General features: G+C 69.8%; 23 protein-coding genes. 16 read left to right on the forward strand and 7 right to left on the reverse strand.

Annotated features, from left to right (window positions below; translation table 11 throughout):
* Positions 1-102 precede the first annotated feature (102 nt).
* Genes B9Y95_RS00400 through B9Y95_RS00425 form a run of 6 tightly spaced genes read left to right on the forward strand, consistent with a single transcriptional unit; the run spans position 103 to position 6,732 of the window.
* Positions 103-1,299: an NAD(P)/FAD-dependent oxidoreductase gene (locus B9Y95_RS00400; protein ID WP_085510211.1), complete on the forward strand. Its 1,197-nt coding sequence runs from the start codon at positions 103-105 to the stop codon at positions 1,297-1,299.
* Positions 1,299-1,649 carry a (2Fe-2S)-binding protein gene (locus B9Y95_RS00405; RefSeq protein ID WP_085510212.1) on the forward strand — a complete coding sequence of 117 codons (351 nt, stop codon included), beginning with the start codon at positions 1,299-1,301 and terminating at the stop codon, positions 1,647-1,649. Before B9Y95_RS00400 ends, B9Y95_RS00405 begins: the two co-directional genes overlap by 1 nt.
* Positions 1,646-3,163, forward strand: coding sequence for an FAD-dependent oxidoreductase (locus B9Y95_RS00410; protein ID WP_085510213.1), 1,518 nt, complete (start codon positions 1,646-1,648; stop codon positions 3,161-3,163). Before B9Y95_RS00405 ends, B9Y95_RS00410 begins: the two co-directional genes overlap by 4 nt.
* A gap of 41 nt (positions 3,164-3,204) precedes the next feature.
* A complete protein-coding gene (locus B9Y95_RS00415) occupies positions 3,205-4,119 on the forward strand; it encodes a dihydrodipicolinate synthase family protein (protein ID WP_085510214.1) in 915 nt (304 codons plus the stop codon).
* 55 nt (positions 4,120-4,174) lie between these two features.
* Positions 4,175-5,176 (forward strand): proline racemase family protein, encoded by a 1,002-nt coding sequence (locus B9Y95_RS00420; protein WP_085510215.1) that lies wholly within the window; start codon positions 4,175-4,177, stop codon positions 5,174-5,176.
* A gap of 26 nt (positions 5,177-5,202) precedes the next feature.
* Positions 5,203-6,732, forward strand: coding sequence for an aldehyde dehydrogenase (NADP(+)) (locus B9Y95_RS00425; protein ID WP_085510216.1), 1,530 nt, complete (start codon positions 5,203-5,205; stop codon positions 6,730-6,732).
* A 37-nt stretch (positions 6,733-6,769) separates the two neighbouring features.
* On the opposite strand, the gene B9Y95_RS00430 is transcribed toward B9Y95_RS00425, so the two are convergent.
* Positions 6,770-7,306 carry a hypothetical protein gene (locus B9Y95_RS00430; RefSeq protein WP_079705227.1) on the reverse strand — a complete coding sequence of 179 codons (537 nt, stop codon included), beginning with the start codon at positions 7,304-7,306 and terminating at the stop codon, positions 6,770-6,772.
* A 64-nt stretch (positions 7,307-7,370) separates the two neighbouring features.
* Here B9Y95_RS00430 and B9Y95_RS00435 point away from each other — a divergent pair, with 64 nt between their 5' ends.
* From B9Y95_RS00435 to B9Y95_RS00450, 4 genes are all read left to right on the forward strand, one after another.
* Positions 7,371-7,844 carry an EVE domain-containing protein gene (locus tag B9Y95_RS00435; protein WP_085510217.1) on the forward strand — a complete coding sequence of 158 codons (474 nt, stop codon included), beginning with the start codon at positions 7,371-7,373 and terminating at the stop codon, positions 7,842-7,844.
* A gap of 194 nt (positions 7,845-8,038) precedes the next feature.
* Positions 8,039-8,689 carry a 2-phosphosulfolactate phosphatase gene (locus tag B9Y95_RS00440; protein ID WP_234993922.1) on the forward strand — a complete coding sequence of 217 codons (651 nt, stop codon included), beginning with the start codon at positions 8,039-8,041 and terminating at the stop codon, positions 8,687-8,689.
* A 9-nt stretch (positions 8,690-8,698) separates the two neighbouring features.
* Positions 8,699-9,001 carry a DUF427 domain-containing protein gene (locus B9Y95_RS00445; protein ID WP_085510219.1) on the forward strand — a complete coding sequence of 101 codons (303 nt, stop codon included), beginning with the start codon at positions 8,699-8,701 and terminating at the stop codon, positions 8,999-9,001.
* Positions 9,001-9,504 (forward strand): DinB family protein, encoded by a 504-nt coding sequence (locus B9Y95_RS00450; protein WP_085510220.1) that lies wholly within the window; start codon positions 9,001-9,003, stop codon positions 9,502-9,504. Before B9Y95_RS00445 ends, B9Y95_RS00450 begins: the two co-directional genes overlap by 1 nt.
* A gap of 27 nt (positions 9,505-9,531) precedes the next feature.
* Here B9Y95_RS00450 and B9Y95_RS00455 read toward each other — a convergent pair whose 3' ends face one another.
* From B9Y95_RS00455 to B9Y95_RS00475, 5 genes are all read right to left on the reverse strand, one after another.
* Positions 9,532-10,353 (reverse strand): TspO/MBR family protein, encoded by an 822-nt coding sequence (locus tag B9Y95_RS00455; protein WP_085510221.1) that lies wholly within the window; start codon positions 10,351-10,353, stop codon positions 9,532-9,534.
* A 100-nt stretch (positions 10,354-10,453) separates the two neighbouring features.
* Positions 10,454-11,020: a DUF1697 domain-containing protein gene (locus B9Y95_RS00460; protein WP_200811336.1), complete on the reverse strand. Its 567-nt coding sequence runs from the start codon at positions 11,018-11,020 to the stop codon at positions 10,454-10,456.
* Positions 11,017-11,541, reverse strand: a complete 525-nt coding sequence (locus B9Y95_RS00465; protein ID WP_085510222.1) for a SprT-like domain-containing protein — start codon at positions 11,539-11,541, stop codon at positions 11,017-11,019. The genes B9Y95_RS00460 and B9Y95_RS00465 overlap by 4 nt, the downstream gene beginning before the upstream one ends.
* Positions 11,542-11,614: 73 nt before the next feature.
* Positions 11,615-12,847: a PQQ-dependent sugar dehydrogenase gene (locus B9Y95_RS00470; protein WP_085510223.1), complete on the reverse strand. Its 1,233-nt coding sequence runs from the start codon at positions 12,845-12,847 to the stop codon at positions 11,615-11,617.
* A 2-nt stretch (positions 12,848-12,849) separates the two neighbouring features.
* Positions 12,850-13,704, reverse strand: coding sequence for a spermidine synthase (locus B9Y95_RS00475; RefSeq protein ID WP_071259566.1), 855 nt, complete (start codon positions 13,702-13,704; stop codon positions 12,850-12,852).
* 56 nt (positions 13,705-13,760) lie between these two features.
* On the opposite strand from B9Y95_RS00475, the gene B9Y95_RS00480 reads away from it, so the two are divergent.
* The 6 genes from B9Y95_RS00480 to B9Y95_RS00505 all read left to right on the forward strand — a co-directional run bounded on the left by B9Y95_RS00480 (position 13,761) and on the right by B9Y95_RS00505 (position 24,700).
* Positions 13,761-14,549 (forward strand): LamB/YcsF family protein, encoded by a 789-nt coding sequence (locus B9Y95_RS00480; RefSeq protein WP_085510224.1) that lies wholly within the window; start codon positions 13,761-13,763, stop codon positions 14,547-14,549.
* Positions 14,543-15,238: a 5-oxoprolinase subunit B family protein gene (locus tag B9Y95_RS00485; RefSeq protein WP_234993923.1), complete on the forward strand. Its 696-nt coding sequence runs from the start codon at positions 14,543-14,545 to the stop codon at positions 15,236-15,238. Before B9Y95_RS00480 ends, B9Y95_RS00485 begins: the two co-directional genes overlap by 7 nt.
* On the forward strand, positions 15,238-16,104 hold the full coding sequence (locus tag B9Y95_RS00490; protein WP_085510225.1) for a 5-oxoprolinase subunit C family protein: 867 nt from the start codon (positions 15,238-15,240) through the stop codon (positions 16,102-16,104). Before B9Y95_RS00485 ends, B9Y95_RS00490 begins: the two co-directional genes overlap by 1 nt.
* Before the next feature lie 237 nt (positions 16,105-16,341).
* The gene (gene rpoB, locus B9Y95_RS00495; protein ID WP_079705237.1) at positions 16,342-19,833 is read left to right on the forward strand and encodes a DNA-directed RNA polymerase subunit beta; all 3,492 of its coding nucleotides are present in this window, start codon (positions 16,342-16,344) and stop codon (positions 19,831-19,833) included.
* A 45-nt stretch (positions 19,834-19,878) separates the two neighbouring features.
* Positions 19,879-23,760, forward strand: coding sequence for a DNA-directed RNA polymerase subunit beta' (locus B9Y95_RS00500; RefSeq protein ID WP_064296730.1), 3,882 nt, complete (start codon positions 19,879-19,881; stop codon positions 23,758-23,760).
* A 172-nt stretch (positions 23,761-23,932) separates the two neighbouring features.
* Entirely contained in the window at positions 23,933-24,700 is a 768-nt protein-coding gene (locus tag B9Y95_RS00505) for a hypothetical protein (RefSeq protein WP_085510226.1), read from the forward strand.
* A 96-nt stretch (positions 24,701-24,796) separates the two neighbouring features.
* Here B9Y95_RS00505 and B9Y95_RS00510 read toward each other — a convergent pair whose 3' ends face one another.
* Complete coding sequence (locus B9Y95_RS00510) at positions 24,797-25,792, reverse strand: amidase domain-containing protein (protein WP_159453307.1); 996 nt, start codon at positions 25,790-25,792, stop codon at positions 24,797-24,799.
* Between the last annotated feature and the right edge of the window lie 239 nt (positions 25,793-26,031).

Genomic DNA, 26,031 nt, shown 5'->3' on the forward strand with positions numbered 1-26,031 from the left:
GCGGACCTCGACCAGGATCCGCGATCGTTCACGCTTGCCTGATCAGTGAATGTGTGACACATTACTGAAAGCCCTTCCCCGTACCGACCGAGAGGACCGCCCGTGACCCGCATCGTCATCGTCGGCGCCGGCATCGTCGGAGCGGCCTGCGCGCGCATCCTCGCCCGTCGCGGTGCCGAGGTCGTCGTCCTCGACCGTTCTGCGGCCGCCGGCGGCACGAGCGGCTCGGGGGAGGGGAACATCCTCGTCTCCGACAAGGGGCCCGGCCCCGAACTCGACCTCGCCCGGTACGCCTCACGCCTCTGGCCCGTCGTCACCGCCGAACTCAGCGCCGAACTGGGACCGACCTTCCCGAGCATCGAGTTCGAGCGCAAGGGCGGCATCGTGGTCGCCACCACCGAGGCCGGCGCGCAGCCCCTGCTCGACTTCGCCGCCGCCCAGCGCTCCGCCGGGGTCGACGCCAGACCCCTCACCGAGGACGAGCTGCTCGCGGCGGAGCCGTCGATCACCCGCTCGTCCACGGCGGCCGTCCACTACCCAGAGGACGCACAGGTCCAGCCCGTCATCGCCACGGAGGCCCTGCTCGCCTCGGCCCGGCGGGCGGGCGCGGTCGTGCGCACCGGCGTCACCGTGACGGGCGGCGTCCGGAGCGCGACCGGTCGCCTCACGGGTGTCCGGACCTCCGTGGGCGACGTCTCGGGCGATGCGGTCCTCGTCTGCGCCGGACCGTGGTCGGCCGAGCTCGGCGAGGTGCTCGGCGCACCCGTCCCGGTCCGTCCCCGTCGTGGCATGGTGCTCGTCACCACCCGCATGCCGCACCGCGTGCACCACAAGGTCTACGACGGCGACTACTTCGGGGCCACGCAGTCGAGCGACGCCTCGCTCCAGACCTCGAGCGTCGTCGAGTCGACCGCCGCGGGCACCGTCCTCATCGGGTCGAGCCGGCAGCAGATCGGCTTCGACGCGCGCCTCGACGTCGACGTGCTCCGCGAGGTCGCGGCGAAGTCGCTGCGCCTCTTCCCGTTCCTCCGCGACGCCTCGGTCATGCGCAGCTACGGCGGCTTCCGGCCGTACATGCCCGACCACCTCCCGGTCATCGGCCCCGACCACCGCGTCGACGGCCTCTGGCATGCGACGGGCCACGAGGGCGCCGGCATCGGACTGGCCCTCGCGACGGCCGAGCTCATCGCCGCCCGCCTGCTCGGCGGATCGGCCGACCTCGACGACGCCCCGTTCCAACTCGACCGCCCGGGGCTCGCCCCGCACCTGCGCGTCGACCGGCCGGCGGAGGTTGCCTGATGGTCTCGAGACGACTGCCCGCGACGGACGACCGGATCGTGCCCGGCACGGAGGACGCGCTGAGCATCGACCTCGACGGGACGCCCGTCGACGGACTCCGAGGACAGACGATCGCCGGCGTCCTGTTGGGCTCCGGCGTCCTCGCCTGGCGCCGCACCAGCGGGTCCGGGAAGCCACGCGGCGTCTTCTGCGGCATCGGGGTCTGCTTCGACTGCATCGTCACGGTGAACGGCCAGCGGGACGTCCGCGCCTGCCAGCGTCGCGCCGCGGACGGCGACCGCATCGAGACGCAACATGACGCCCTCCCGGAACCCACGACGGAGAACGACCCGTTCGGGGACCGGACATGAGCGCCCGGCAGCGCGAGGTCGTCGTCATCGGAGCAGGTCCCGCCGGCCTCCAGGCCGCGCTCGCCGCCCGGGCCCTCGGCGCCGCAGTCACGCTGCTCGACGCCTCGGACGAGCTCGGCGGTCAGTACTGGCGGCACCTGCCGGCCAGTCGGCCGTCGGAAGCCGAGGCCTCGCTGCACCACGGGTTCGAGCGCTTCGTCGCCATGCGCGCGGCGCTCGACGCCGACGACGGCTGCACGGTGATCACCGAGGCGCAGGTGTGGGCGATCGACGTCGACCGCGCCGCCGCCGACCACGGCTCCGACGGCACCTCCGGGGCGACCGGCCTGCGTCTGCACGTCCTCATCGGACCGCCGGACGGCGCCGACCGCACGCCGCTCACCCTCCGGCCCGACGCGCTCGTCCTCGCGACCGGCGCGCACGACCGCACGCTGCCGTTCCCCGGCTGGGACCTCCCCGGCGTCTTCTCGGCCGGTGCCGCCCAGGCCCTCGCGAAGGGCGAGCGGGTCACCGTCGGTCAGCGGGTGGTCGTGGCCGGCGCCGGACCGTTCCTGTTGCCGGTGGCCGCGTCCTTGACCGCGACCGGATCGCGCGTACTCGGGGTCTACGAGGCCACGACCGTCGGCGGACTCGCCAGGGGCTGGCTCCCCAAGCCCTGGCAACTGCTCGGTGTGACCGGGAAGGCCGGTGAGCTGCTCGGCTACGTCGGCGGCCACCTCCGCCACCGGATCCCGTACCGCGTCGGCCACGCGGTGGTCGCTGCGCACGGCACCGACCGGGTCGAGCGCGTGACCATCGCCGCCGTCGACGCCGACTGGTCGCCGATCCCCGGGACCGAGCGCACGGTCGAAGCGGACGCCGTGTGCGTCAGTCACGGGTTCACCCCGCGGCTCGAACTGCCCGTCGCGGTCGGCTGCGCGCTCACCGAAGCCCGGTTCGTCCAGGTCGACGCCGAGCAGCGCACGAGCGTCCCGACCGTCTTCGCGGCGGGGGAGATCACCGGGATCGGGGGCGTCGACGCCGCGCTCGCCGAGGGCGCGATCGCGGGACACGCTGCGGCCGGCGGCCTCCCCGGTGCCTCCGGGATCCGTGCCGCCGTGAGCCGACGCGACACGTTCCTCGCCTTCGCCGACCGGCTCGAACGCGCCCACGGCATCCGCGCCGGCTGGAGCGATTGGCTCGACGACGACACCACCATCTGCCGCTGCGAGGAGGTCGACTACGGCTCGTTGCGCACGACGGCGACCGCCACCTGCGCGACCGGCCTGCGCTCCCTCAAACTCAGCACGCGCGCCGGGCTCGGGATCTGCCAGGGCCGCATGTGCGGACGCACCGTCGAGGAGCTCCTCCACCGCGTCGCCTCCGAATCCGGCGGCAGCGGCCTCATCGACGGCGTCTCGAGCGACCGCCGGCCCATCGCCTCCCCGCTGCGCATCGGCGAACTCGCCGCGCAGGCACCGGGACACCCTCCCCACGAACCGCCGTCGACCCCGACGGCCGAACACCCAGGATGACCGACCGGTCTCCGCACCACTCCCTCGGAAAGGAACCACCCATGGCCAAGCAGTTCGACCTCGGCGGCGTCATCGTCGCGACCACCCTCGCGTTCAAGGAGGACGCCTCGGCGCCCGCAGGCCTCGCCGTCGACTACGACCGCTTCGCCGAGCACTGCAACTGGCTCATCGAGAACGGTTGCCGCGGCGTCGGCCCGAACGGCTCGCTCGGCGAGTACTCGTCGCTGACGGACGCCGAGCGTCGCAAGGTCATCCAGGTCGCGGTCGACACCGTCGGCGACCGCGGCCTCGTCGTCGCCGGGGTGCACGGCGTCGGCTGGCACCAAGCCCAGCAGTGGGCCGAGTACGCGAAGGAGGACGGCGCGGACGGCGTCCTGCTCCTGCCGCCCACCATCTACCGGGCGAACGACGACGAGGTCATCGAGCACTACAGCCGCGTGGACGAAGTCGGCCTGCCGATCATGGCCTACAACAACCCGATCGACACCAAGGTCGACCTCACGCCCGACCTGCTCGTCGAACTCGCCAAGCTCGAGCACGTCGTCGCCGTGAAGGAGTTCTCGGCCGACATCCGTCGGGTGCTTGAGATCCAGGACAAGACCGACCTCGACGTCATCGCGGGGGCGGACGACCTCCTCTTCGAGTCCCTCGTCGCCGGCGCGGTCGGCTGGTTCGCCGGTTACCCGAACGCCTTCCCGCGCGAGGCCGTCGAGCTGTACACGCTCGTCACCTCGGGTCGCGTCGACGAGGCCCGCACCCTCTACCGTGAGCTCGTGCCCGTCTTCGGATGGGACTCGAAGACGGAGTTCGTCCAGGCCATCAAGCTGTCGATCGACATCGCCGGCGAGAGCTACGGTGGTCCGACGCGTCCGCCGCGCGGTCCGCTGAACGCGCTCCAGAGGGAGCAGGTCACGACGCAGACGCGTCGCGCGCTCGACTACCTCGCCGCGCGCTGAGCCTGACGGCCGACGCGACACCCCGACCACGACCACCAGTCCTGAGAGGCACACCATGAAGTCCTCCCGCATGATCAGTGCGGTCGACTCGCACACCGAGGGCATGCCGACCCGCGTCGTCACCGGCGGGGTCGGCGTGATCCCCGGCGCGACCATGAACGAGAAGCGCCTGCACTTCATGGAGCACCTCGACGACCTGCGGCTCTTCCTCATGAACGAGCCCCGCGGTCATGCGGCGATGAGCGGGGCGATCCTGCAGCCGTCCACGCGTGCGGACTGCGACTGGGGCGTCGTGTACATCGAGGTGTCCGGCTGCCTGCCGATGTGCGGGCACGGCACCATCGGGGTCGCGACGGTCCTCGTGGAGACCGGCATGGTGGAGGTGGTCGAGCCGGTCACGACGATCCGGCTCGACACCCCCGCCGGACTCGTGATCGCGCGGGTCGACGTCAGCGACGGGCACGCCGACCGCGTGACCATCGAGAACGTCCCGAGCTACGTCGACCGCCTCGACGCCACGATCGAGGTGCCCGGCCTCGGCACCGTGCCCTACAGCCTCGCGTTCGGCGGCAACTTCTACGCGATGGTCGACCTCGACGACGTGGGCCTGCCCTTCGACCGCGACCGTCAGCAGGACATCCTCGACGCGGGTCTGCGGATCATGGCGGCGATCAACGAGCAGGTGCCGCCCGTGCACCCCGAGATCGCGGGCCTCGACCACTGCCACCACGTCGAGTTCATCGCGCCGGGATCCGACGCCGTGCTGTCCCGGCATGCGATGGCCATCTTCCCGGGGTGGTTCGACCGCTCGCCCTGTGGCACCGGCACTTCGGCGCGCATGGCCGAGCTCTGGGCCCGCGGTGAGCTGCCGCTCGACCAGGACTTCGTCAACGAGTCCTTCATCGGCAGCCGGTTCACCGGCCGGCTGATCGCCGAGACGACGGTGGCGGGCAGGCCGGCCGTCATCCCGACCATCTCCGGTCGGGCCTGGGTCACCGGAATCGGCTCCTACCTCCTCGACCCCGCCGATCCGTTCCCGACCGGCTTCCAATTCTGAACCACACCACGATCCCGGAGGATCACATGACGACCACGCCAGCCCCCGACGCCACCATCGCTGAGACCACCCCCGAGGAGCTCGAGCAGGTCCTCCGTCGGGCCGCCGTTGCGGCACCCGCGTGGGCCGCGACGCAGGCGGACGCCCGTGCGCGAGCGCTCGTCGCCGTCGCCGACGCCCTGCAGGCCCACGCGGACGAGCTCGTCCCCGTCGGCATGGTGGAGACAGGGCTCGCCGAGGCCCGGCTCCGCGGCGAGCTCCTCCGCACCGCCGTGCAGCTGCGGCTCTTCGCGGAGACGATCGTCGACGGCTCCTACCTCGATGTCCGGATCGACGAAGCGGACCCGGACTTCGCACTCGGCGCGCGCCCGGAACTCCGCCGCGTCCTCGTGCCGCTCGGCCCGGTCGTGAACTTCGCGGCGAGCAACTTCCCCTTCGCCTTCTCCGTCGCCGGTGGTGACACCGCGTCGATCCTCGCGGCCGGATGCCCGGTGATCCTCAAGGTGCACGACGGCCACCCGCGGCTCTCGCTCGCGACGGCGGCCGTCGTCGCGGCCGCGCTCCGGGCGTCCGGGGCTCCTGACGGCGTGTTCCAGACGATCATCGGCCAGGAGGCCGGGGTCGTCGCCCTGCAGGACGAGCGCGTCCGGGCCGGTTCCTTCACGGGCTCCCTGCGGGCCGGCCGGATCCTCGCGGACCTCGCGGCGGCGCGCCCCGTCCCGATCCCGTTCTTCGGCGAGCTCGGCAGCGTCAACCCCGTGTTCGTGACGCAGACCGCCCTCGACGAGTCCGCGACGGCCATCGCGACGGGATTCGTCACGAGTGTCGCGGGCTCGGCGGGTCAGCTGTGCACGAAGCCCGGCTTCGTCTATTTGCCGGACGGCGCGGGGCTCGACGGGTCGATCCGTGAGGCCGCTGCCGCGGTTCCCGAGCACCGACTCCTGAACGACCGCATCTCGGCCGGGTACGAGGCGAGGCGAGACACCATCCTCGGCACCGACGGCGTGCGGGTCATCGCCGAGGGTTCGCTGCGGATCGACGAGGACGGCGACGGCTGGGCGACCCCCACGATCGTCGCGGTCTCACTCGACGCGCTGCGGGCCGGTCGGCACGCCCTGCTCGACGAGGCCTTCGGTCCGTTGTCGATCCTCGTCGAGGTCCCGGCCGGTACGGCGTTCGCGCCGCTCGTGCCGGAGTTCTGCGAGGGCAACCTGACGGCCACCCTGCACGCCGGCGCCGACGAGACGAGCGACGACCTCGTGGAGCTCGTCCAGCAGCTCTCGGCGCACGCCGGCCGGGTGCTGTTCGGCGGTTGGCCCACCGGCGTCGCCGTCACGCCCGCCATGCAGCACGGCGGACCGTGGCCGGCGACGACGAACGACTCCAGCACCTCGGTGGGGACGGCCGCGATCACCCGTTTCCTGCGGCCGGTCGCGTTCCAGAACATGCCGGACCGGTTCCTGCCCGAGGTGCTGCGGTCGTCGGCCACCGGTGTCCCGCGTACGGTCGCGCCCGCGGGTGAATCGACGCACTGGGGCGAGGCGGCGGAGCGCTGACGCACGGCTGGGCGGGACGTCGCCGGCGGTCGAGGCGTCAGATCGCGCCTTCGACCGTCGCGCCGACCTCGTCGTCCTCCTCGTCGCCAGGAAGTGGCGGGTCGTAGGCCCAGCTCGGCGCGAGCGCCTTGATGCGGGCACCGCGCCACTGCCACGTCGCCCACAGCGGGTACCAGTAGAGCGGGGCGATCGCGCCGGTGATCACGAGTCGGTCGCGGTACAGGGTCTTCGTCGGGTCGTGCTTGTCGCGGGCGACCGCCATCTGGTGGTCCCACCCGGCGAGCTTGCTGAGCGGCCCGCTGACCGGGTCGCCCTGGTCGTGGAGGATGCGGGTGCCGTCGCGGCGCTCGATGAACTCGAGGTCGATGATCTGGTCGCCGACCGGGATCGCGCCGGCGGCCTTCACGCGGACGCGGTGCGCTCCCGGCTCCCAGATGGTCGGGAACCCGTCGGCGTCGAGCGCCTCGAGTCCCATGACGGGGCTGTAGAGCTCCCGCAGGACGGCCGGGGAGCGGAGTGCCCGCCAGGCGACGTCGACATCACAGTCCAGGACGAGTTTCAGCATCACGCGCATGCCTCAGTGTCGCATGTGCGGCTCGGCGGCTGCAGGGGGTGCGCCGGTAGGGAAGACTGTGCCTATGGCGATCCGGTACTGGCTGGGCGTGATCCAGCGGGATCACGTCGTCCTCGGCGTCCGGCAGGGTTTCGTGCAGATCAACCACGGGCAGCGCGGCGGGCTCGACCAGATGCGCGAGTCCGACGGCTTCGTGTACTACTCACCGCGGGTCAGCACCCCTGACGGCGAGCCGCTCAAGGCGTTCACCGCGATCGGGCGGGTCTCCGACGACACCGTCTACCAGGCGGCTGTGCCGCGACCGGACGGTGCCGATTGGCGACCCTGGCGGCGGAGTGTCGACTGGTACCCGGACGCGGTCGAGGCGCCCATCCGTCCGATGCTCGCGCTCCTCGACTTCACGAGCTTCACCCGGAACTGGGGTGTCCAGCTCCGCCGGGGGTTCCTCGAGCTCAGTCGTCACGACTTCGAGCTCATCCGCAACGAGATGCGCCCGCCTCACCCCGACGACCGTCGTTTCCCCACCGCCTCCCGCTGACCCCCTGCCCGTGCGCCAGCGCGGTGCGCTGACGTCACCGCGGGTCTGGCGCGTGAGCGCGCCCCTCCGGAGGCCCGCGCTCACGTCCGATGACCCGCGCTCGCGTCAGCGCACCGCGCTGGCGACCACCCCCACGGAGGTCTTCGGACGCAACACTCGTGGGGTGGGTGGGTGCGCCTGGATACGATGAACGGGTGAGTACCGCAGCCGCCACACCGCCGCCCGTCCACCCGCCGTTCGCCCAGACCAAGTACCAGGTCAGGTTCGACTGGGGCGTCGCAGGAGCCGGGCGGATCGATACGGCGGACGTCGCGGTCGTCGTGGACGTGCTCCACGCGACGACCTCCGTCGAGCAGCGCGTGAGCGGCGGGGAGGCCGTCGCCGTCGCCGAGCTGGACGACCGCGGGGAGACGGCTCAGATCGCGACACTGCTCGCCGACGCGGGGGCGACGGTCGTCGCCGGGTGCCTGCGCAACCGGTCGGCGGTCGCGGACTGGATCATCGCGAAGCAGGCCGAGCTCGGTCGGCGCACGAGCATCGTCGTCATCGCGGTCGGCGAACTCGACGACACGGCCGAGACCCGGTTCGCCGTCGAGGACCTCTTCGGGGCCGGTGCCGTGATCGAGGCGCTGGGGCTCCGCGGCATCGACTTCACCTCACCGGAGGCCGCCGCCGCTGCCGCCGCGTACGAGGGCCTGCGCAACGGCGTCGGGCATCTGCTGTCCGCCTCCGCCACCGCCCAGCAGCTCGCGCAGGCGGGTGCGACGCAGCACGTCCAGGCGGCACGCGAGGTCGACGTGTCAAGCGTCGTCCCGGTCCTGGACGGAGCCGTGTTCCGGGCGTAGTCTCGGCGCATGCGCGCACTCCTCGGAACCACCGTCCTCGCCGAAGCCCCCGAATCGGAGCTCATCAAGATCGAGGGCAACTGGTACTTCCCGCCGTCGAGCCTCAACCGCGAGCGCTTCGTCGAGACCGACACCCAGTACCACTGCCCATGGAAGGGCGACGCCCAGTACTGGGGCGTCACCGACGGCGGCGAGGTCAAGCCCGATGTGGCCTGGTCGTACCCGACCCCGTATCCGACCGCGTTCGACCGCGTCGGCAAGGACTTCTCAGGCTACGTCGCCTTCGGGAACGAGGTCGAGGTCGTCGACTGATGGCCGACTGGGGCGACCGCCCGCAGCCGCCTGAGCGCGGTGGCGAGCGCGAGACGATCGAGGGTTTCCTCGACCTGCAGCGCGCGAGCATCGCCTGGAAGGCGCGCGGACTCACCGACGAGCTCGCGGCCAAGCGGTTGCTGCCGAGCATCACGACCGTCTCGGGTGTCATCCGACACCTCGCCGATGTCGAGCGCAGCTGGTTCCGCGAGGACATGGACGGGCAGTCGGACGTCCCAGCACGGTGGACGGACGACGACCCCGACGGCGAATGGCGCGTCACGGCCGACGACAGCCTGACCGAGATCATCGCCGACTACGAGGCGGCCTGTGCGGAGTCCCGCGAGGTGGCGTCGCGGTATCAGCTCGACGATGTCTGCCTCGGCAACGACCAGCGGTTCACGCTGCGGTGGATCGAGCTCCACATGATCGAGGAGACGGCCCGGCATCTCGGGCACATCGACGTCCTCCGCGAACAGCTCGACGGCCGAACAGGCGAGTAGCGCCGCGGCCGTCGAGCGTGCGGAGCGTCAGGCGCTCACGAGCGCTGCTCGGTCGCGTCCCCGCGAGACGCGGACGACCACGGTGACGACGGCCACCACGACCGCGACGACCAGTGCCGTGACCCCGGCTTCGGTCGACAGCAGTTCGCCGGTGAAGCGGCCCACGGCCACCCACGCGAGCCCCCAGCAGAGCGACAGCATGGGGGCGATCCGTCCGCGGCCGACGATCGCGAGCAGGATCCCGACCGCACCGGCGACCGCGAGGACGATGATCGACCAGACACCGGCGGCCGGGCCGTCCGCGCTCCCGATCCCGGATCCGACGAGCGCTGCGGTGATGTTCGCCGCCGTCGCGACGCACACCCACCCGAGGTAGAGCCCCATCGTGCCGTCCGTGATGATCGTGTCGACCACGCCGGACGGCGTGGTCCGGAGCACGATCACGAAGATGCGGGCCAGGACACCCAGGAGGGCGATGATCACGAACACGCTCAGGATCAGGAAGCCCGCCTGCACCACGAGGATCCACGCCGCGTTCAGCAGGAGGCTCGCCACGACCCAGTAGCCGAGACGACGGTGGTGCTCGCGGGTGGTCTGCGAGGGCAGGAACTGCCAGACCGCGTAGGCGACGAGCCCGAGGTAGATGACGCTCCAGATGGAGAACGCGGGCCCGTCCGGTGCGATCGGCGTCGACGAGGCGCTCAACGCGCCGTTCGCCGCGTTCTGGACCTGGGTGCCCCCGGCGGCTCCCGACCCGATGTAGGAGCCGATGATCGCGAGGACCGCGCTGACGGCGACGGCGATCTGCCGGACGCGGTCCGCGGTGGTGGGTGAATCGGTGCCGGTCATGACGCATGCCTCCAGAATTGTGCAGCTAGCTGATCAATTCAGCGTACGCCACCGTGGAGCACCTCGCAGGGGCTTGCGCCGGTGCCGCGGAACAGCCTGCTCAGAGGAGCTTGCGCAGCGTCCGCAGGTTGCGCGTGGTGACGTGCGGCTTGAACCGGGCCTTCGAGGACTCCTTCGCGAAGGCGGTGTCGGTGCTCGACCCCTTCGGGACCTCCCAGTAGAGGACGCCGTCGCCGGGTGCGACGCGGTCGGGCTGCTCCCCGGCTGCCGCCGAGAACGCGAGCAGGGCGTCGAGGGAGGTCTGCTCGGAGGAGAACATGACGTACGGCTGGACCTGCTCGGCCTCCGGCCAGGGATAGGCCTCGACGACGTCGGCGAGTGCGAGCTGATGTGTGAGCACGATCCACGCCTCGTAGCCGAAGGCCGCCGCGAGCGACCGCTCGATGCGCCGTTTCAGCACACCGCGTGCATCGTCCGCGGTCTCGTCGGGCTGGTGCCCGGGGTCGTCGAAGACGACGTTGCCGCTCGCGAGGACCGTGCGGACTCCCGTGAACCCGGCCGATCGGAACACCTCGGCGAGGTCGGCGGAGCGGATCGTGACGCCGCCGACGTTGACCCCGCGGAGGAGCGCGATCCAGCTGTCGGTGGGAACCGCGCCACCGGTCATGACCCGGGACCCGGCTCGGGCGGGGTGGAGCCGTCGAACGCGGCCGCCCGACGCCGCATGGCCGGCGTCACCTCGCGGTGCACCCAGCTGAGGAGGAACCGTTCGTCCCAGGAGCGCGAGCACTTGCCGCAGGAGGTCGCCCGGCTCGGGCGCCGGTGCCGGTAGAGGACATGGCCCGACGGGCAGGTGCCGACCCACGGGGCGAGCTCGTCGGCCGTCTGGCCCTCGTGGAGCCGCGAGCCCTCGTAGCCGATCTCCTCGGCGACCTTGCGCCACTTGGGTCCGTGCCCGGCGCGCGCCCCGGCGAGGGCGTGCGCGACCTCGTGGAGGAGGATCTGGTGGATCTCGTCGTCGTCGTAGCGCGCCGCGAGATAGCGCGAGACGGTGATCCGCTTCGTCGTGAAGTTGCACAGGCCGGCGCGTCGCTTGGCGTTGTCGAAGCCGAAGGTCCAGACCGTCGGGTCGAGGTGCAGCACGATGAGCGCCTGTGCCCACGCCGTGACCCGACTGAGTTCTGCCATGCCTGGATGGTACTCCCGGCGACCGACACCGGACCGCAGGTGCGGGATGACCCACAGGTGTGGCGGTGAGTCCTCAGTGGGCCGCGAGCGGGGTGAGGGGGAGTTCGACGATCCGGTCGTCCCCGGACCCGGGCGAACCGCGGCCGTCGGTGTTGTTCGTGAGGATCCAGGCGGTCCCCGGCGGGCCGGCCACGACGTCGCGGATCCGTCCGAACTCGCCGACGAGGTAGGGCACCGCGTCGACCACGCCCACGAGCGCGCTGCTCCCCGCCGGGACGTGTACGCCGTCGGTGATGCCGTACAGGCGCTCGCCGCGGAGCGAGGCCATGAAGATCGTGTCGTCGATGATCGCGAGGCCGCTCGGGCTCGCGTCCTCCGTGGCCCACTGCGCGACCGGGTCGATCATGCCCGGTGCTCCGGCGATGCCCTCGGCGACCGGCCAGCCGTAGTCGCCACCGGGGGTGATCCGGTTGAGCTCGTCCCAGGTGTTCTGGCCGAACTCGCTCGCCCACAGGCCGCCGTCGCGATCCCACGCGATGCCCTGCGGGTTGCGATGGCCGAGGGAGTAGACGGGCGATCCTGGGAAGGGGTTGTCGCCCGGCACCGCGCCGTCGGGTGCGAGCCGCAGGATCTTCCCACCGAGGCTGTCCACGTCCTGAGCCAGGCTCCGGTCACCGGCGTCACCCGCGGTCGCGTAGAGCATGCCGTCCGGTCCGAACGCGATGCGTCCGCCGTTGTGGTTCCCGGCCCGGGGGATGCCGACGAGGACCTCCTCGACGCCGCCGAGCGCGTACGACCCGGCCGCTCCCGTGAGCGGGAACCGCACGATGCGGTTGTCGGACGACGTCGTCAGGTAGGCGTAGAGCCAGGTTCCCGCGGTCTCCGATCCCGTCGGCGTGAGGACGGCGAGCCCGAGCAGCCCGCCCTCGCCTCCCGCGGACACCCCGGGGACCACGCCGACCTGCCGCACCGCGCCGCCGCTGACGACCTCGAGGACGTCGCCCGCGTCGCGCTGGCTCACCAGCGTGCTGCCCGAGGTGAGTCGGACCATCGACCAAGGCGCGTCGAGGCCGCCGACGACCGTGGTGGCCTCACCGGTCGGGGCGACCGGCACGGTGGGAACCGCGGATGCGGGAATCGACGCGGAGGCGCTCGGCGCGGGGAAGGGCGAGAGGGAGGCCGTACCCGGTGATCGTGGCTCCCCGTCGGTGCAGGCCACGAGCGCCAGGGCGGTGGCGGCGAGCAGGGTGGTGAGCGAGGCGGGCGCACGCAGGCCCCGTCGTCGCGGCGTCTGCGTGGTGGCCATGGTCAGCCCTTCGTCTGGAAGATGCCCTGGGCGGGGTTCGGGGAGGGGACGGCGGTCGTGTCCGTCACGACCTGTGCCCCCGCGATGAAGGCGCGCAGCTCGGCGCCCGCCACCGCCTTGGCGGGGTGGGGGCCGGCCGCGAGGAGCCTCGGCAGGAAGTCGAGCGGGAGGGCGGTGTTCGAGCCGACGAGGACGACGTTGCCGAAGCGGCGGCCTTTGAGGATCTGCGTCTCCGCGAGGGCGGCGACGTGCGACACGGAGTCGGCGAGCGTCGCGGCCTGTCCGCGGGCGAACGCGAGTCCGCGGCCGTCGGCGACGTTCACGACGATGACGCCGGTCGGCGACAGCAGCTCGACCGCCGAGGCGTAGAACTCCGTGCTCGTGACATGGGCCGGCGTGTTGGCGCCGCTGAAGATGTCGACGACGACGAGGTCGACGGTGCCCCGCAGGCCTGGCGGCAGCTTCGCGACGATCTCGCGGGCGTCGCCGTATCGGACGCGGATCTGGGCGCGCTTCGACCAGGGGAGGTGCTCGCGCACGAGATCGATGAGTTCGCGCTCGAGCTCGACGACCTGCTGCCGCGAGCCCGGCCTCGTCGCCTCCACGTAACGGGGGAGGGTGAGCGCGCCGGCACCGAGGTGCACCGCCGTGATCGGCTGGCCGGGGTCCGCGATCTCGTCGATGATGTGACCGATCCGCTGGATGTACTCGAAGAAGAGTTCCTCGGGCTGATCGAGGTTGACGTGCGACTGCGGCGTGCCGTCGACCACCAGCTGATAGGTGCCCGGCACGAAGCGGTCGGCCTCGATCCTGGCCAGGTATCCGCTGACGCCGAGTCGTACCTGTGCCTCGTCCATACCCCCACCCTAGACTTTCCCGCAGTGGCGGGAGGCGGAGCGGAAGGGGTGCGGCCGTGGCGCAGGTGGACCTCAACAGCGACCTCGGTGAGGTCTGGCGCGGTGTGCCGACCGCCGACGACGAGGCGATGTTCGCCCTGATCACGAGCGCGAACATCGCTTGCGGCTTCCACGCCGGGGACGATGCCTCCATGCGCGACGCCGTCCGCCGCTCGACGGCCCACGGGGTGTCGCTGGGAGCCCACCCCTCTTACCGGGACGAGGCGGGCTTCGGGCGCCGCGACCAGGACGTACCCGCCGAGGTGCTCGAGGCCGAGGTCCTGGAGCAGCTCCGCGCCCTGCAGCGAGCGGTCGACGAGGTCGGCGAGGCCGACGGGGTCGGCGCACGGCTCGTCTACGTGAAGCCGCACGGCGCCCTCTACAACCGGATCGCGCACGACCGGGTCCAGGCATGCGCGGTCGTCCGCGCGGTGGTCACGGCCTCCGAGGAGCTCGGGCGACCACTTCCCGTCCTCGGGATGTCCGGCTCCTCGATCGAACGCGAGACCCTCGCCGCCGGACTCCACTTCGTCGCGGAGGCCTTCGTCGACCGCGGCTACCGCTCCGACGGTTCGCTCGTCCCGCGCGACGCCCCTGGGGCGTTGGTCACCGACGAGACGGCGGCCGTCCGCCGGGCCGTCTCCCTCGTCCTCGACCGACGCATCAGCAGCGTCGACGGTGCCGACGTCGAACTCGACGCGGTCTCGCTCTGCGTGCATGGCGACACCCCGGGAGCCGTGTCGCTCGCCACGGCGGTCAGGGCCGCCCTGCTGGACGCCGGCGTCGAACTGGTCGCGCCGTGGTGAACGCGGACATTCCCACCGGACCCGTGCTCCGAGCGATGGGGGAGGAGGCCGTACTCCTCGAACTGGCATCGCTCGAGGACGTCCTGCTCGTGCACCGGGCGCTCGCCGCCTCACGCCCGGCGGGGCTGGTCGACCTCGTCCCGGCCGCCCGGACCGTGCTCGCCGTGACGGACGCGCGGGGGCCGGCGCTCGCCGCGGTGGGGGCCTGGTTGCTCGCGACCGCGGAACGGGCGCTCGCACCCGGCGCGGGACGGTCGACCGGCCCTGTCGACGAGGCGGGGAGACGCTCGGACACCCTCATCCACGTCCGCTACGACGGCCAGGACCTCGCCGAGACCGCGGCGCTGCTCGGCAGGGACGCCGACGGCCTCATCGCCTGGCACACCGGTCGCCTGTGGACCGTCGCCTTCAGCGGCTTCGCGCCGGGGTTCGCCTACCTCGTGCCGGAGCGGGAGGACGAGACGATCGGCCGGCCGCTCGAGGTCCCGCGCCTGAGCGTGCCGCGGACGACCGTCCCCGCCGGTTCGGTGGCGCTCGCCGGAACGTTCAGCGGCGTCTACCCGCGAGCCTCCCCGGGTGGGTGGCGCATCATCGGGACGACGGACGCCGTCCTGTGGGACGACGCAGCGGATCCACCAGCCCTCCTCGTCCCCGGCGATCGGGTCCGGTTCGTGCAGGTCCCCGCGTGATGGGCGGGACGCTGCTCGTGGAGACGGCTGGACCGGCGACCACCGTGCAGGACCTGGGGCGACCGGGTGCGGCTGCCCTCGGGGTCGGCCCGTCCGGCGCTCTCGACCGCGGTGCCCTGCGACTCGCCAACCGCCTCGTCGGCAACCCGGAGGGCCGTGCGGCGCTCGAGGTCGTCCTGGGCCCGTTCGCGGCCGTCCCCGACGTCGACCTCTGGATCGCCGTGACCGGCGCGTGGGGTGCGATCACGGTCGACGGTCGACCGGTCGACGGACACCGCGCCGTCCGCGTGGCGGCCGGTTCCCGGCTCGAACTCGGCGCGGCGACCCACGGGCTCCGGTACGTCCTCGCCGTCCGCGGCGGCTTCGACGGCCCGCAGCTCCTCGGCTCGCGGTCGACCGACACCCTGGCCGGCCTCGGCCCGGCACCGGTCGTCGGCGGCGATCGACTCGTCGTCCTGCCCACCCCGCGCCGCCGCGTCCCTCCGCTCGACATCGCCCCGTGGACGAGGCCGGAAGCCGGGGAGCGGCTCATACGGGTCTCGCCGGGACCTCGCCGGAACTGGTTCGACGCCGGCTCCCTGCAGCGTCTCGTCGAGCAGTCGTGGAGCGTGACGGCCGACGCCGATCGCATCGGGATGCGCCTCGACGGGACGCCGCTCGAGCGTCTCGATCCCGGTCGTGAACTGCCGAGTGAGGGCATGGTCGCCGGGGCGGTCCAGGTGCCGCCGAGCGGTCTGCCGACGATCCTGGCGGCGGACCACCCCGTCACCGGCGGGTATCCGGTCATCGCGGTCGTGCGTGCCGCGGACCGCGACCTCCTGGCGCAACTCCGGCCCGGTCAGCGCCTGCGGTTCAGCACGGGTTGACGGGAACACCGGGGGCGGCGCGGCGGTTATACCGGAAAGTCGAAAACTCGTCAAGGAAAGAGTAGACACGCCGAGGATTCCGGCCTATAGTTGTTCTTTGCGCTCCCAGAATCTCTATGCCTTCATATTGCGGTCGGCTGGTGTGCGGGTCCAACCCGCCACATGTTCTCTTTCTGGTGAGTAACTCCACTGACGACCAGTAACTCGGCCCCCAACAGGCCTCCGGAGGTTATCCCCTTGGCTGCTGCGCGCAACGCAACCACCAACTCACCCAAGAACGGCCGCGGAGCATCCCGCCTCTCGTTCGCGAAGATCACCGACACGCTCACGGTTCCAGACCTCCTGGCTCTGCAGACCGAGAGCTTCGACTGGCTGGTCGGCAACGACGTGTGGAAGGCACGCGTCGAAGAAGCCACCCAGGCCGGCCGACAGGACCTGCCCACGAAGAGCGGCCTCGACGAGATCTTCGAGGAGATCTCGCCCATCGAGGACCTCGGCGAGACGATGCAGCTCTCCTTCGCCAACCCGTACCTCGAGCCCGAGAAGTACTCCATCGACGAGTGCAAGGAACGCGGCAAGACGTACGCGGCCCCGCTCTACGTCGAGGCCGAGTTCATGAACCACCTCACCGGTGAGATCAAGACGCAGACGGTCTTCATGGGCGACTTCCCGCTCATGACCGAGCGCGGTACCTTCATCATCAACGGCACCGAGCGTGTCGTCGTCTCGCAGCTCGTCCGCAGCCCGGGCGTGTACTTCGAGTCGGCTCAGGAGAAGACCTCCGACAAGGACATCTTCTCCGCTCGCGTCATCCCGAGCCGCGGTGCCTGGCTCGAGTTCGAGATCGACAAGCGCGACCAGGTCGGCGTCCGCATCGACCGCAAGCGCAAGCAGTCCGTCACCGTGTTCCTCAAGGCGCTCGGCATGACGAGCGAGGAGATCCTCGAGGAGTTCAAGGGCTACGAGTCGATCGAGCTCACCCTCGAGAAGGACACGATCCTCACCAAGGAGGACGCGCTCCGCGACATCTACCGCAAGCTCCGTCCGGGCGAGCAGGTCGCAGCCGAGGCCGCGCGTGCGCTCCTCGACAACTTCTACTTCAACTCGAAGCGCTACGACCTCGCGAAGGTCGGCCGGTACAAGATCAACAACAAGCTCGGTCTCGACAAGCCGCTCAGTGACTCCGTCCTGACGACCGACGACATCGTCGCCACGATCAAGTACCTCGTCGCCCTCCACCGCGGCACGGCCACCCTCCCGGGTGTCCGCAACGGCAAGCCCGTCGACCTCCGTCTCGACACGGACGACATCGACAACTTCGGCAACCGTCGCATCCGCGCCGTCGGCGAGCTCATCCAGAACCAGGTCCGCACCGGTCTGTCCCGCATGGAGCGCGTCGTCCGCGAGCGCATGACCACGCAGGACATCGAGGCCATCACGCCGCAGACCCTGATCAACGTGCGCCCCGTCGTCGCCGCGATCAAGGAGTTCTTCGGGACCTCGCAGCTGTCGCAGTTCATGGACCAGAACAACCCGCTCGCGGGCCTGACCCACAAGCGTCGCCTCTCGGCGCTCGGCCCCGGTGGTCTGTCGCGTGAGCGTGCAGGCGTCGAGGTGCGAGACGTCCACCCGTCGCACTACGGCCGCATGTGCCCGATCGAGACCCCGGAAGGCCCGAACATCGGCCTGATCGGTTCGCTCGCATCGTTCGCGCGGATCAACTCGTTCGGTTTCATCGAGACCCCGTACCGTCGCGTCGTCGACGGCCGGGTCACCGAGGACATCGACTACCTGACCGCGATGGAAGAGGACAACTACATCGTCGCGCAGGCCAACGCTCCGCTGAAGAGCGACGGCCACTTCCAGGAGGACCGCGTCCTCGCCCGGAAGAAGGGCGGCGAGGTCGACCTCATCCCGTCCGAGGAGATCGGCTACATGGACGTCTCCCCGCGCCAGATGGTGTCGGTCGCGACCTCCCTCATCCCGTTCCTCGAGCACGACGACGCGAACCGCGCACTCATGGGTGCCAACATGCAGCGTCAGGCCGTCCCGCTCCTCATGTCGGACTCGCCGCTCGTCGGTACCGGTATGGAGGGCTACGCAGCCATCGACGCGGGTGACGTCGTCACCGCCGACAAGGCCGGCGTCGTCCAGGAGGTGTCGGCCGAGTCCGTCACCATCCAGCTCGACGAGGGTGGCACGCAGACCTACTACCTGCGCAAGTTCGACCGCTCCAACCAGGGCACGAGCTACAACAACCGCGTCATCGTCTCCGAGGGTGCACGCATCGAGGCCGGCGAGGTCATCGCAGACGGCCCCGCCACGGAGAACGGCGAGCTCGCGCTCGGCAAGAACCTCCTCGTCGCCTTCATGACGTGGGAGGGTCACAACTTCGAGGACGCGATCATCCTCAGCCAGAACCTGGTGAAGGACGACGTCCTCTCCTCGATCCACATCGAGGAGTACGAGGTCGACGCCCGCGACACCAAGCTCGGCAAGGAGGAGATCACCCGTGATCTCCCGAACGTCAGCCCGGAGCTGCTCAAGGACCTCGACGAGCGCGGCATCATCCGCATCGGTGCCGAGGTCCGCCCCGGCGACATCCTCGTCGGCAAGGTCACGCCGAAGGGTGAGACCGAGCTCTCCGCCGAGGAGCGCCTGCTCCGCGCCATCTTCAACGAGAAGAGCCGCGAAGTCCGCGACACCTCGCTGAAGGTCCCCCACGGTGAAGCCGGCACGATCATCGCCGTCAAGGTGTTCGACGCACAGGACGGCGACGACGAGCTCGGCTCGGGCGTCAACCAGCGTGTGGTCGTCTACATCGCCCAGAAGCGCAAGATCACCGAGGGCGACAAGCTCGCCGGCCGTCACGGCAACAAGGGTGTCATCGCGAAGATCCTGCCCGTCGAGGACATGCCGTTCCTCGAGGACGGAACGCCGGTCGACGTCATCCTCAACCCGCTCGGTATCCCCGGTCGAATGAACTTCGGTCAGGTCCTCGAGATCCACCTGGGGTGGATCGCGAAGCAGGGCTGGAACGTCGAGGGCAAGCCCAGCTGGGCCAAGAAGCTCCCGGCTGCCGCGCACTCGGCCGAGCCGAACACCAAGGTCGCGACCCCGGTGTTCGACGGCGCTTCCGAGGAGGAGATCGCCGGTCTGCTCGATTCGACCAACGTCACCCGCGACGGCGACCGCCTCATCGGTTCCTCCGGAAAGGCCCGTCTGTTCGACGGCCGCTCCGGCGAGCCGTTCCCGGCACCGGTCTCGGTCGGCTACATGTACATCCTCAAGCTGCACCACCTCGTGGACGACAAGATCCACGCGCGTTCGACGGGTCCGTACTCGATGATCACGCAGCAGCCGCTCGGTGGTAAGGCTCAGTTCGGTGGACAGCGCTTCGGTGAGATGGAGGTCTGGGCCCTCGAGGCCTATGGAGCCGCGTACGCGCTCCAGGAGCTCCTGACCATCAAGTCCGACGACATCCTCGGCCGCGTCAAGGTGTACGAGGCCATCGTCAAGGGCGAGAACATCCAGGAGCCGGGTATCCCCGAGAGCTTCAAGGTGCTCATCAAGGAGATGCAGTCGCTGTGCTTGAACGTCGAGGTCCTCTCGGCCGACGGCACCGCGGTGAGCCTGCGCGACACCGACGACGACGCGTTCCGCGCCGCCGAGGAGCTCGGGATCAACATTTCCTCCAGGTTCGAGTCGTCGTCCATCGACGAGATCTAAGCCTGACCACTGTAGAGACTGACGAAACCTTTCATAGGAGATACATTGCTCGACGTCACAACTTTTGACGAGCTTCGCATTGGTCTGGCCACCGCAGACGACATCCGTGCCTGGTCGCACGGAGAGGTCAAGAAGCCCGAGACCATCAACTACCGCACCCTCAAGCCCGAGAAGGACGGTCTGTTCGGTGAGCAGATCTTCGGTCCTTCCCGCGACTGGGAGTGCGCCTGCGGCAAGTACAAGCGGGTCCGCTTCAAGGGCATCGTGTGCGAGCGCTGCGGTGTCGAGGTCACGAAGTCGTCGGTGCGCCGTGAGCGCATGGGCCACATCGAACTCGCCGCCCCGGTCACGCACATCTGGTACTTCAAGGGTGTCCCCTCGCGCCTCGGCTACCTGCTGGACATGGCGCCCAAGGACCTCGAGAAGGTCATCTACTTCGCGGCCTACATGGTCATCGATGTGGACGAGGACGCACGTCACCAGGACATGCCCGGCCTTGAGAACGAGCTCCGTCTCGAGATCAAGACGCTCGGCGACCAGCGCGACTCGCGCATCGCAGACCGCCTGAAGAAGCTCGAGGACGACCTCGTCGCCCTCGAGGAGGAAGGCGCCAAGAGCGAGCAGAAGCGTCGCACCAAGGACGCCGCCGAGAAGGAGATGAGCCAGACCCGCAAGTCCTACGACGAGCAGATCGCTCACCTCGAGCGCGTCTGGGAGGACTTCCGCAACCTCAAGGTCGGCGACCTCAAGCCCGAGGACTCCGTGTTCCACGAGCTGCAGGACCGCTTCGGCCTGTACTTCGAGGCCTACATGGGTGCCGAGGCGGTCAAGAAGCGCCTGCTGTCCTTCGACCTCGCGGCCGAGTCCGAGCTGCTCCACCACCAGATCGCGGAGGGCAAGGGTCAGAAGAAGATCCGTGCCATCAAGCGTCTGCGCGTGGTCAACTCGTTCCTCATCACCGGCAACTCGCCGGCCGCGATGGTGCTCGACGTGGTCCCGGTCATCCCGCCGGAGCTCCGCCCGATGGTGCAGCTCGACGGTGGCCGCTTCGCGACCTCCGACCTCAACGACCTCTACCGTCGTGTGATCAACCGCAACAACCGTCTGCGTCGTCTGCTCGACCTCGGGGCTCCCGAGATCATCGTCAACAACGAAAAGCGGATGCTGCAGGAGGCCGTCGATGCACTGTTCGACAACGGTCGTCGTGGTCGCCCCGTCACCGGTACCGGCAACCGTGCCCTGAAGTCCCTCAGCGACATGCTGAAGGGGAAGCAGGGTCGATTCCGCCAGAACCTGCTCGGCAAGCGCGTCGACTACTCGGGCCGTTCGGTCATCATCGTCGGCCCGCAGCTCAAGCTGCACCAGTGTGGTCTGCCCAAGCAGATGGCGCTGGAGCTCTTCAAGCCGTTCGTCATCAAGCGCCTGATCGACCTGAGCCACGCTCAGAACATCAAGGCCGCGAAGCGCATGGTCGAGCGCAGCCGTCCCGAGGTCTGGGACGTGCTGGAGGAGATCATCCGCGAGCGTCCCGTGCTGCTGAACCGTGCGCCAACGCTGCACCGTCTCGGCATCCAGGCGTTCGAGCCTCAGCTCGTCGAGGGCAAGGCCATCCAGCTGCACCCGCTCGTCTGCGCCGCGTTCAACGCGGACTTCGACGGCGACCAGATGGCTGTCCACCTCCCGCTGTCGGTCGAGGCCCAGGCCGAGGCGCGGATCCTGATGCTCGCGTCGAACAACATCCTGAAGCCGTCCGACGGCCGCCCGGTCACCCTGCCCACGCAGGACATGATCATCGGTCTCCACCACCTGACCACCCTCAAGGAGGGTGTCGAGGGTGAGGGCCGTGCCTTCTCGTCCGTCGCCGAGGCCATCCTCGCGAAGGACCAGGGCTCGCTCGACCTCAACGCCAAGGTGCGCATCCGTCTGACCGACGTGACGTTCGCCGAGGGCACGGGTCCTGAGGGTTACGAGGGCTCGGGCGTCGCACTCGTCGAGACGACCCTTGGTCGCGCACTCTTCAACGAGGCGCTGCCGGCGGACTACCCCTACGTGGAAGACGTGGCGGACAAGGGCAAGCTGTCCTCGATCGTCAACGACCTCGCGGAGCGGTACCCGAAGACGGTCGTCGCCGCAACGCTCGACAACATCAAGGACGCCGGTTTCCACTGGGCGACGCGTTCCGGTGTGACCGTTGCGCTCAGCGACGTCCTGACCCCGCCGAACAAGCGCGAGATCGTGCAGGGCTACGAGAAGCAGGCCGCCAAGGTCCAGAGCCAGTTCGACAAGGGTCTGACCACGGATGCCGAGCGTCGTCAGGAGCTCATCAAGATCTGGACGGAGGCCACCGAGAAGGTCGCCGAGGCCATGCGCGCGAACTTCCCGGCGGACAACACCATCAACCGCATGGTGTCGTCGGGTGCTCGTGGTAACTGGCTGCAGATCCGCAACATCGCGGGTATGCGAGGCCTGGTGAACAACCCGAAGGGTGAGATCATCCCTCGCCCGATCATCTCCTCCTACCGTGAGGGCCTGTCGGTCGCGGAGTACTTCATCGCGACCCACGGTGCTCGTAAGGGTCTGGCCGACACGGCGCTCCGTACCGCCGACTCGGGATACCTCACGCGTCGTCTCGTCGACGTCTCGCAGGATGTCATCATCCGCGAAGACGACTGCGGCACGACCAAGGGTCTCGAGCTCGCGATCGCGAACGTCGACAGCTCCGGTGAGCTCGTGCGCGACCCGAACGTGGAGAACTCCGTGTTCGCCCGTTCGCTGGCCGCTGCTGCGGTGGGCCCGAAGGGTGAGGTCGTCGCCGAGGCCGGCGAGGACGTCGGTGACGTGCTCATCGACAAGCTCGTCTCCGCGGGTGTCGAGAACATCAAGGTGCGCTCGGTCCTGACCTGCGAGTCGACCGTCGGTGTGTGTGCAGCCTGCTACGGCCGCTCGCTCGCCACGGGCAAGCTCGTCGACATCGGCGAGGCCGTCGGCATCATCGCGGCCCAGTCGATCGGTGAGCCCGGTACCCAGCTGACGATGCGTACCTTCCACACGGGTGGTTCGGCATCGGCGGACGACATCACGCAGGGTCTGCCCCGCGTGCAGGAGCTGTTCGAGGCTCGTACCCCCAAGGGCGCGACCCCGATCGCCGAGGCCGCCGGTCGCATCACGATCGACGAGAACGACAAGGCTCGTAAGGTCATCCTGACGCCCGACAACGGCGACGAGCCGGTCGTCTACCCGGTGCTGAAGCGTGCGGTCCTCCTCGTCGAGGACGGACAGCACGTCGAGCTCGGTCAGAAGATCCACGTCGGTGCGGTCGACCCCAAGGAGGTCCTCCGCGTGCAGGGCGTCCGCGAGGTCCAGAAGCACCTCGTCGGTGGCGTCCAGGGCGTGTACCGCTCGCAGGGTGTCCCGATCCACGACAAGCACATCGAAGTCATCGTGCGCCAGATGCTGCGGAAGGTGACCGTCGTCGACCACGGCGACACCGACCTGCTGCCCGGCGAGCTCGTCGACCGCCTGCGCTACGCCGAGCTCAACCGCTCGGCCGTGTCGGAGGGTCGTCGCACCGCATCGGCTCGCCAGGAGGTCATGGGTATCACCAAGGCGTCCCTCGCGACCGAGTCGTGGCTGTCGGCCGCTTCCTTCCAGGAGACCACGCGTGTGCTCACGCAGGCCGCCATGGAAGGCAAGAGCGACCCGCTGGTCGGCCTCAAGGAGAACGTCATCATCGGTAAGCTCATCCCGGCCGGTACCGGCCTGGCGCGCTACCGCAACGTGACGGTCGAGGCCACCGAGGAGGCGAAGGCGGAGCGTTACCCGAACCGCATCTTCGGTGAGGACGGCGCGTTCAACGAGTCCGACCTGAGCTTCGTCGACTTCGACAGCTTCAGCTCCGACGACTTCACCCCCGGTAACTACAACTAGGGCTGAACGACTCACCCGGAGGGCCCGTCCCGATCGTTTCTCGATCGGGACGGGCCCTCCGTCGTCCGTTCGCCCATTCTTGGGCGAGCGAACGCCGATTCGCCCAGGAATGGGCGAACGAATCGAGCACCGGTGAGTTGTGTGGCGGATCTCCGCACGACATGCTGGTCCGATGAGTGATCAGCCCGAGCAGCCCACCGGTCAGTTCCAGCCGCTGGAGCCGGACGCGACCCCGGGGCAGCCGGACGTCCGCTACGGTGCTCCGGCACCCAAGCGGAAGCGCAATCCCGTCGTCATCGGCTTGAGTGTGCTCGCCGGTGTGCTGGCGATAGCACTCGTCGTGGTCATCGGGCTCCTGGTCGTCGGCCCGGGCGGCACCCCCGCCGCCGACTCGACCCGCACACCGAGTGCGACGGCGACCGCTGGCTCCACTCCTGCTCCGACCCTGACGGACGCCGCTGAGACTCCTGCTGCGCCGGTGCGCCCGACCGAGTGCACGCAGCTCTTCCCCGCCGGCTACATCGAGTCACTCACCGCGGACGGCTTCCTCGAGTTGAATCCGGCGTGGGCGCAGCCGATGCTGTCTGAGAGCTTCGGGTCGAACGACGATGCGCTGCTGGCGTTGCTCGAGCCGACCGACCGACTCACCTGTGATCTCAACAAAGCGAGCGGCGCCGGCGAGGTCTTCATCCTGACGAACGTGGCCTCGGTGGAGGCAGCTGTCCAAGCGGCGGCGATCGCGCGGATGAACGAGGCCGGTTTCACCTGCTCCGAGGAGACCGGCGGGACGATGTGCTTCACGGAACGTGCCGACCCCTCAGGGAACACCGTCGGTGAGCGTCACTTCCTGCGTGACGGCACCTGGGTGGCGACCCGCTGGGCGAACGTCGCCATCACTGGTTGGACGCAGACCATCGTCGCCACACTCTTCCCCGCCTGACGGCCGGGCGACCGCTCGCAGGACGTCTGCGGTGTGTCGTGCTCCCAGCCACTCGACACACTGCAGACCTCCTGAGAACGGGTCCGAGGGTGGCGGCTAGGCGATGCTCCAGTAGTACACGGAGGCGCCGGGGTGGATGACGGTGATCGCCTCGTCGACGGTTCGGTAGTCGGTGTCGTCGGTGTGCCCCGCGTAGTACACCTGGGTGCCGGCGTCCGTGGTCTCGACCTTGGACACGATGCCCGTGTGGTCGCGGTCGCCGCTGTTGTCCCAGTCGAACTGCACGATGTCGCCGACCTTCACCTGATCGCGCTGGGTGTCGTCCAAGGCGGTGGCGAGCTCGGGGTGCTCCTCGACGTAGTTCATGAAGAACGTCGAGCTGACCCAGGCCTTCGAGAAGTCGAAGTCGTCGCCGGTCCCTTCGGCCCACCAGTCCTCGTCCATCGTCCACCCGCGTTCCAGCAGACTCTGGCTGGCGAAGTTCGCGCAGTCGGTGTCGACCAGCGAGCCGTATTCAGCCAGGTTGTAGTCGTTCCAGTGGGTGAACACGTAGGCCATCTGCGCGTCGACGGGGCTCGTGATGTCGTAGCTGTAGCTCAGCGCGTCACCGTCGACCCGGAGCTCGTCCGCGTAGACGGCGATACCGACGTCGGCGGGGGAGAAGCCGGTGGCTGCCGGTACGGCGACGGTCACCTCGGTGCTCGTCGCCGACAGGATCCGGGCCTCCTGCTCACCGAACACGACGCGGGTCACGCCGTCCACGTCGACACCGCTCACGGTGAGGGTGCTGCCACCCGCGACGGAACCGGTCGTGGCGGAGATCGCGGTGACCGCCGTGGCGTTGACCGTGGAGGCCGGGACCGTGGACGTCGTCTCGTCCGCCACCTGCGCGGCCGGTGCGGAGGCCGTCGTGTCGGACTGCTGCAGCACGATCGGGGTGATGACCGCGGTGGCGAGCAGGAGGGCGGCTCCGGCAGCGGTACCGGCGACCACGCGTCGCCCGCGGAGGGGGAGGGCGCGGTAGCGAGCGGAGAGCCGACCGAACGGGGAACGGGCGTCGGCGTGACGGGCGTGGGGGAGTTGCTCGGGCATGGGGCCTTTCCGGGGGATGCGCCGTGGGGGATCGGCGTCGCGGGATCGGCAGTGATCCGACATATGTCTGTTAGGACCTCCACTCAACTGCGCGGAGCTGAGGAGACCGTTTCCTCCGGATATGAATCAGACCTGAATCGGGTCGACGGGAGTGAGCGAGTCCCGGCGAGGTTGCCGGGCATCCGTGCCCCGGCTTGCTACCGTGGCGAACGGAGTGCCGTGAGGGCGCTCCTGAACTG

This window comes from Plantibacter flavus (assembly GCF_900177615.1).
GTDB lineage: Bacteria > Actinomycetota > Actinomycetes > Actinomycetales > Microbacteriaceae > Plantibacter > Plantibacter flavus.

Bases quoted from the DNA above. Each gene is read 5' to 3' on its own strand.
- B9Y95_RS00470 (WP_085510223.1), bottom strand. From the start codon at position 12,847: ATGGCCACCACGCAGACGCCGCGACGACGGGGCCTGCGTGCGCCCGCC.
- B9Y95_RS00420 (WP_085510215.1), top strand. From the start codon at position 4,175: ATGAAGTCCTCCCGCATGATCAGTGCGGTCGACTCGCACACCGAGGGC.
- B9Y95_RS00460 (WP_200811336.1), bottom strand. From the start codon at position 11,020: ATGACCGGTGGCGCGGTTCCCACCGACAGCTGGATCGCGCTCCTCCGC.
- B9Y95_RS00435 (WP_085510217.1), top strand. From the start codon at position 7,371: ATGGCGATCCGGTACTGGCTGGGCGTGATCCAGCGGGATCACGTCGTC.
- B9Y95_RS00410 (WP_085510213.1), top strand. From the start codon at position 1,646: ATGAGCGCCCGGCAGCGCGAGGTCGTCGTCATCGGAGCAGGTCCCGCC.
- B9Y95_RS00445 (WP_085510219.1), top strand. From the start codon at position 8,699: ATGCGCGCACTCCTCGGAACCACCGTCCTCGCCGAAGCCCCCGAATCG.
- B9Y95_RS00450 (WP_085510220.1), top strand. From the start codon at position 9,001: ATGGCCGACTGGGGCGACCGCCCGCAGCCGCCTGAGCGCGGTGGCGAG.
- B9Y95_RS00455 (WP_085510221.1), bottom strand. From the start codon at position 10,353: ATGACCGGCACCGATTCACCCACCACCGCGGACCGCGTCCGGCAGATC.
- B9Y95_RS00415 (WP_085510214.1), top strand. From the start codon at position 3,205: ATGGCCAAGCAGTTCGACCTCGGCGGCGTCATCGTCGCGACCACCCTC.
- B9Y95_RS00490 (WP_085510225.1), top strand. From the start codon at position 15,238: ATGGGCGGGACGCTGCTCGTGGAGACGGCTGGACCGGCGACCACCGTG.
- B9Y95_RS00430 (WP_079705227.1), bottom strand. From the start codon at position 7,306: ATGCGCGTGATGCTGAAACTCGTCCTGGACTGTGATGTCGACGTCGCC.
- B9Y95_RS00405 (WP_085510212.1), top strand. From the start codon at position 1,299: ATGGTCTCGAGACGACTGCCCGCGACGGACGACCGGATCGTGCCCGGC.
- B9Y95_RS00510 (WP_159453307.1), bottom strand. From the start codon at position 25,792: ATGCCCGAGCAACTCCCCCACGCCCGTCACGCCGACGCCCGTTCCCCG.
- B9Y95_RS00425 (WP_085510216.1), top strand. From the start codon at position 5,203: ATGACGACCACGCCAGCCCCCGACGCCACCATCGCTGAGACCACCCCC.
- B9Y95_RS00505 (WP_085510226.1), top strand. From the start codon at position 23,933: ATGAGTGATCAGCCCGAGCAGCCCACCGGTCAGTTCCAGCCGCTGGAG.
- B9Y95_RS00465 (WP_085510222.1), bottom strand. From the start codon at position 11,541: ATGGCAGAACTCAGTCGGGTCACGGCGTGGGCACAGGCGCTCATCGTG.
- B9Y95_RS00475 (WP_071259566.1), bottom strand. From the start codon at position 13,704: ATGGACGAGGCACAGGTACGACTCGGCGTCAGCGGATACCTGGCCAGG.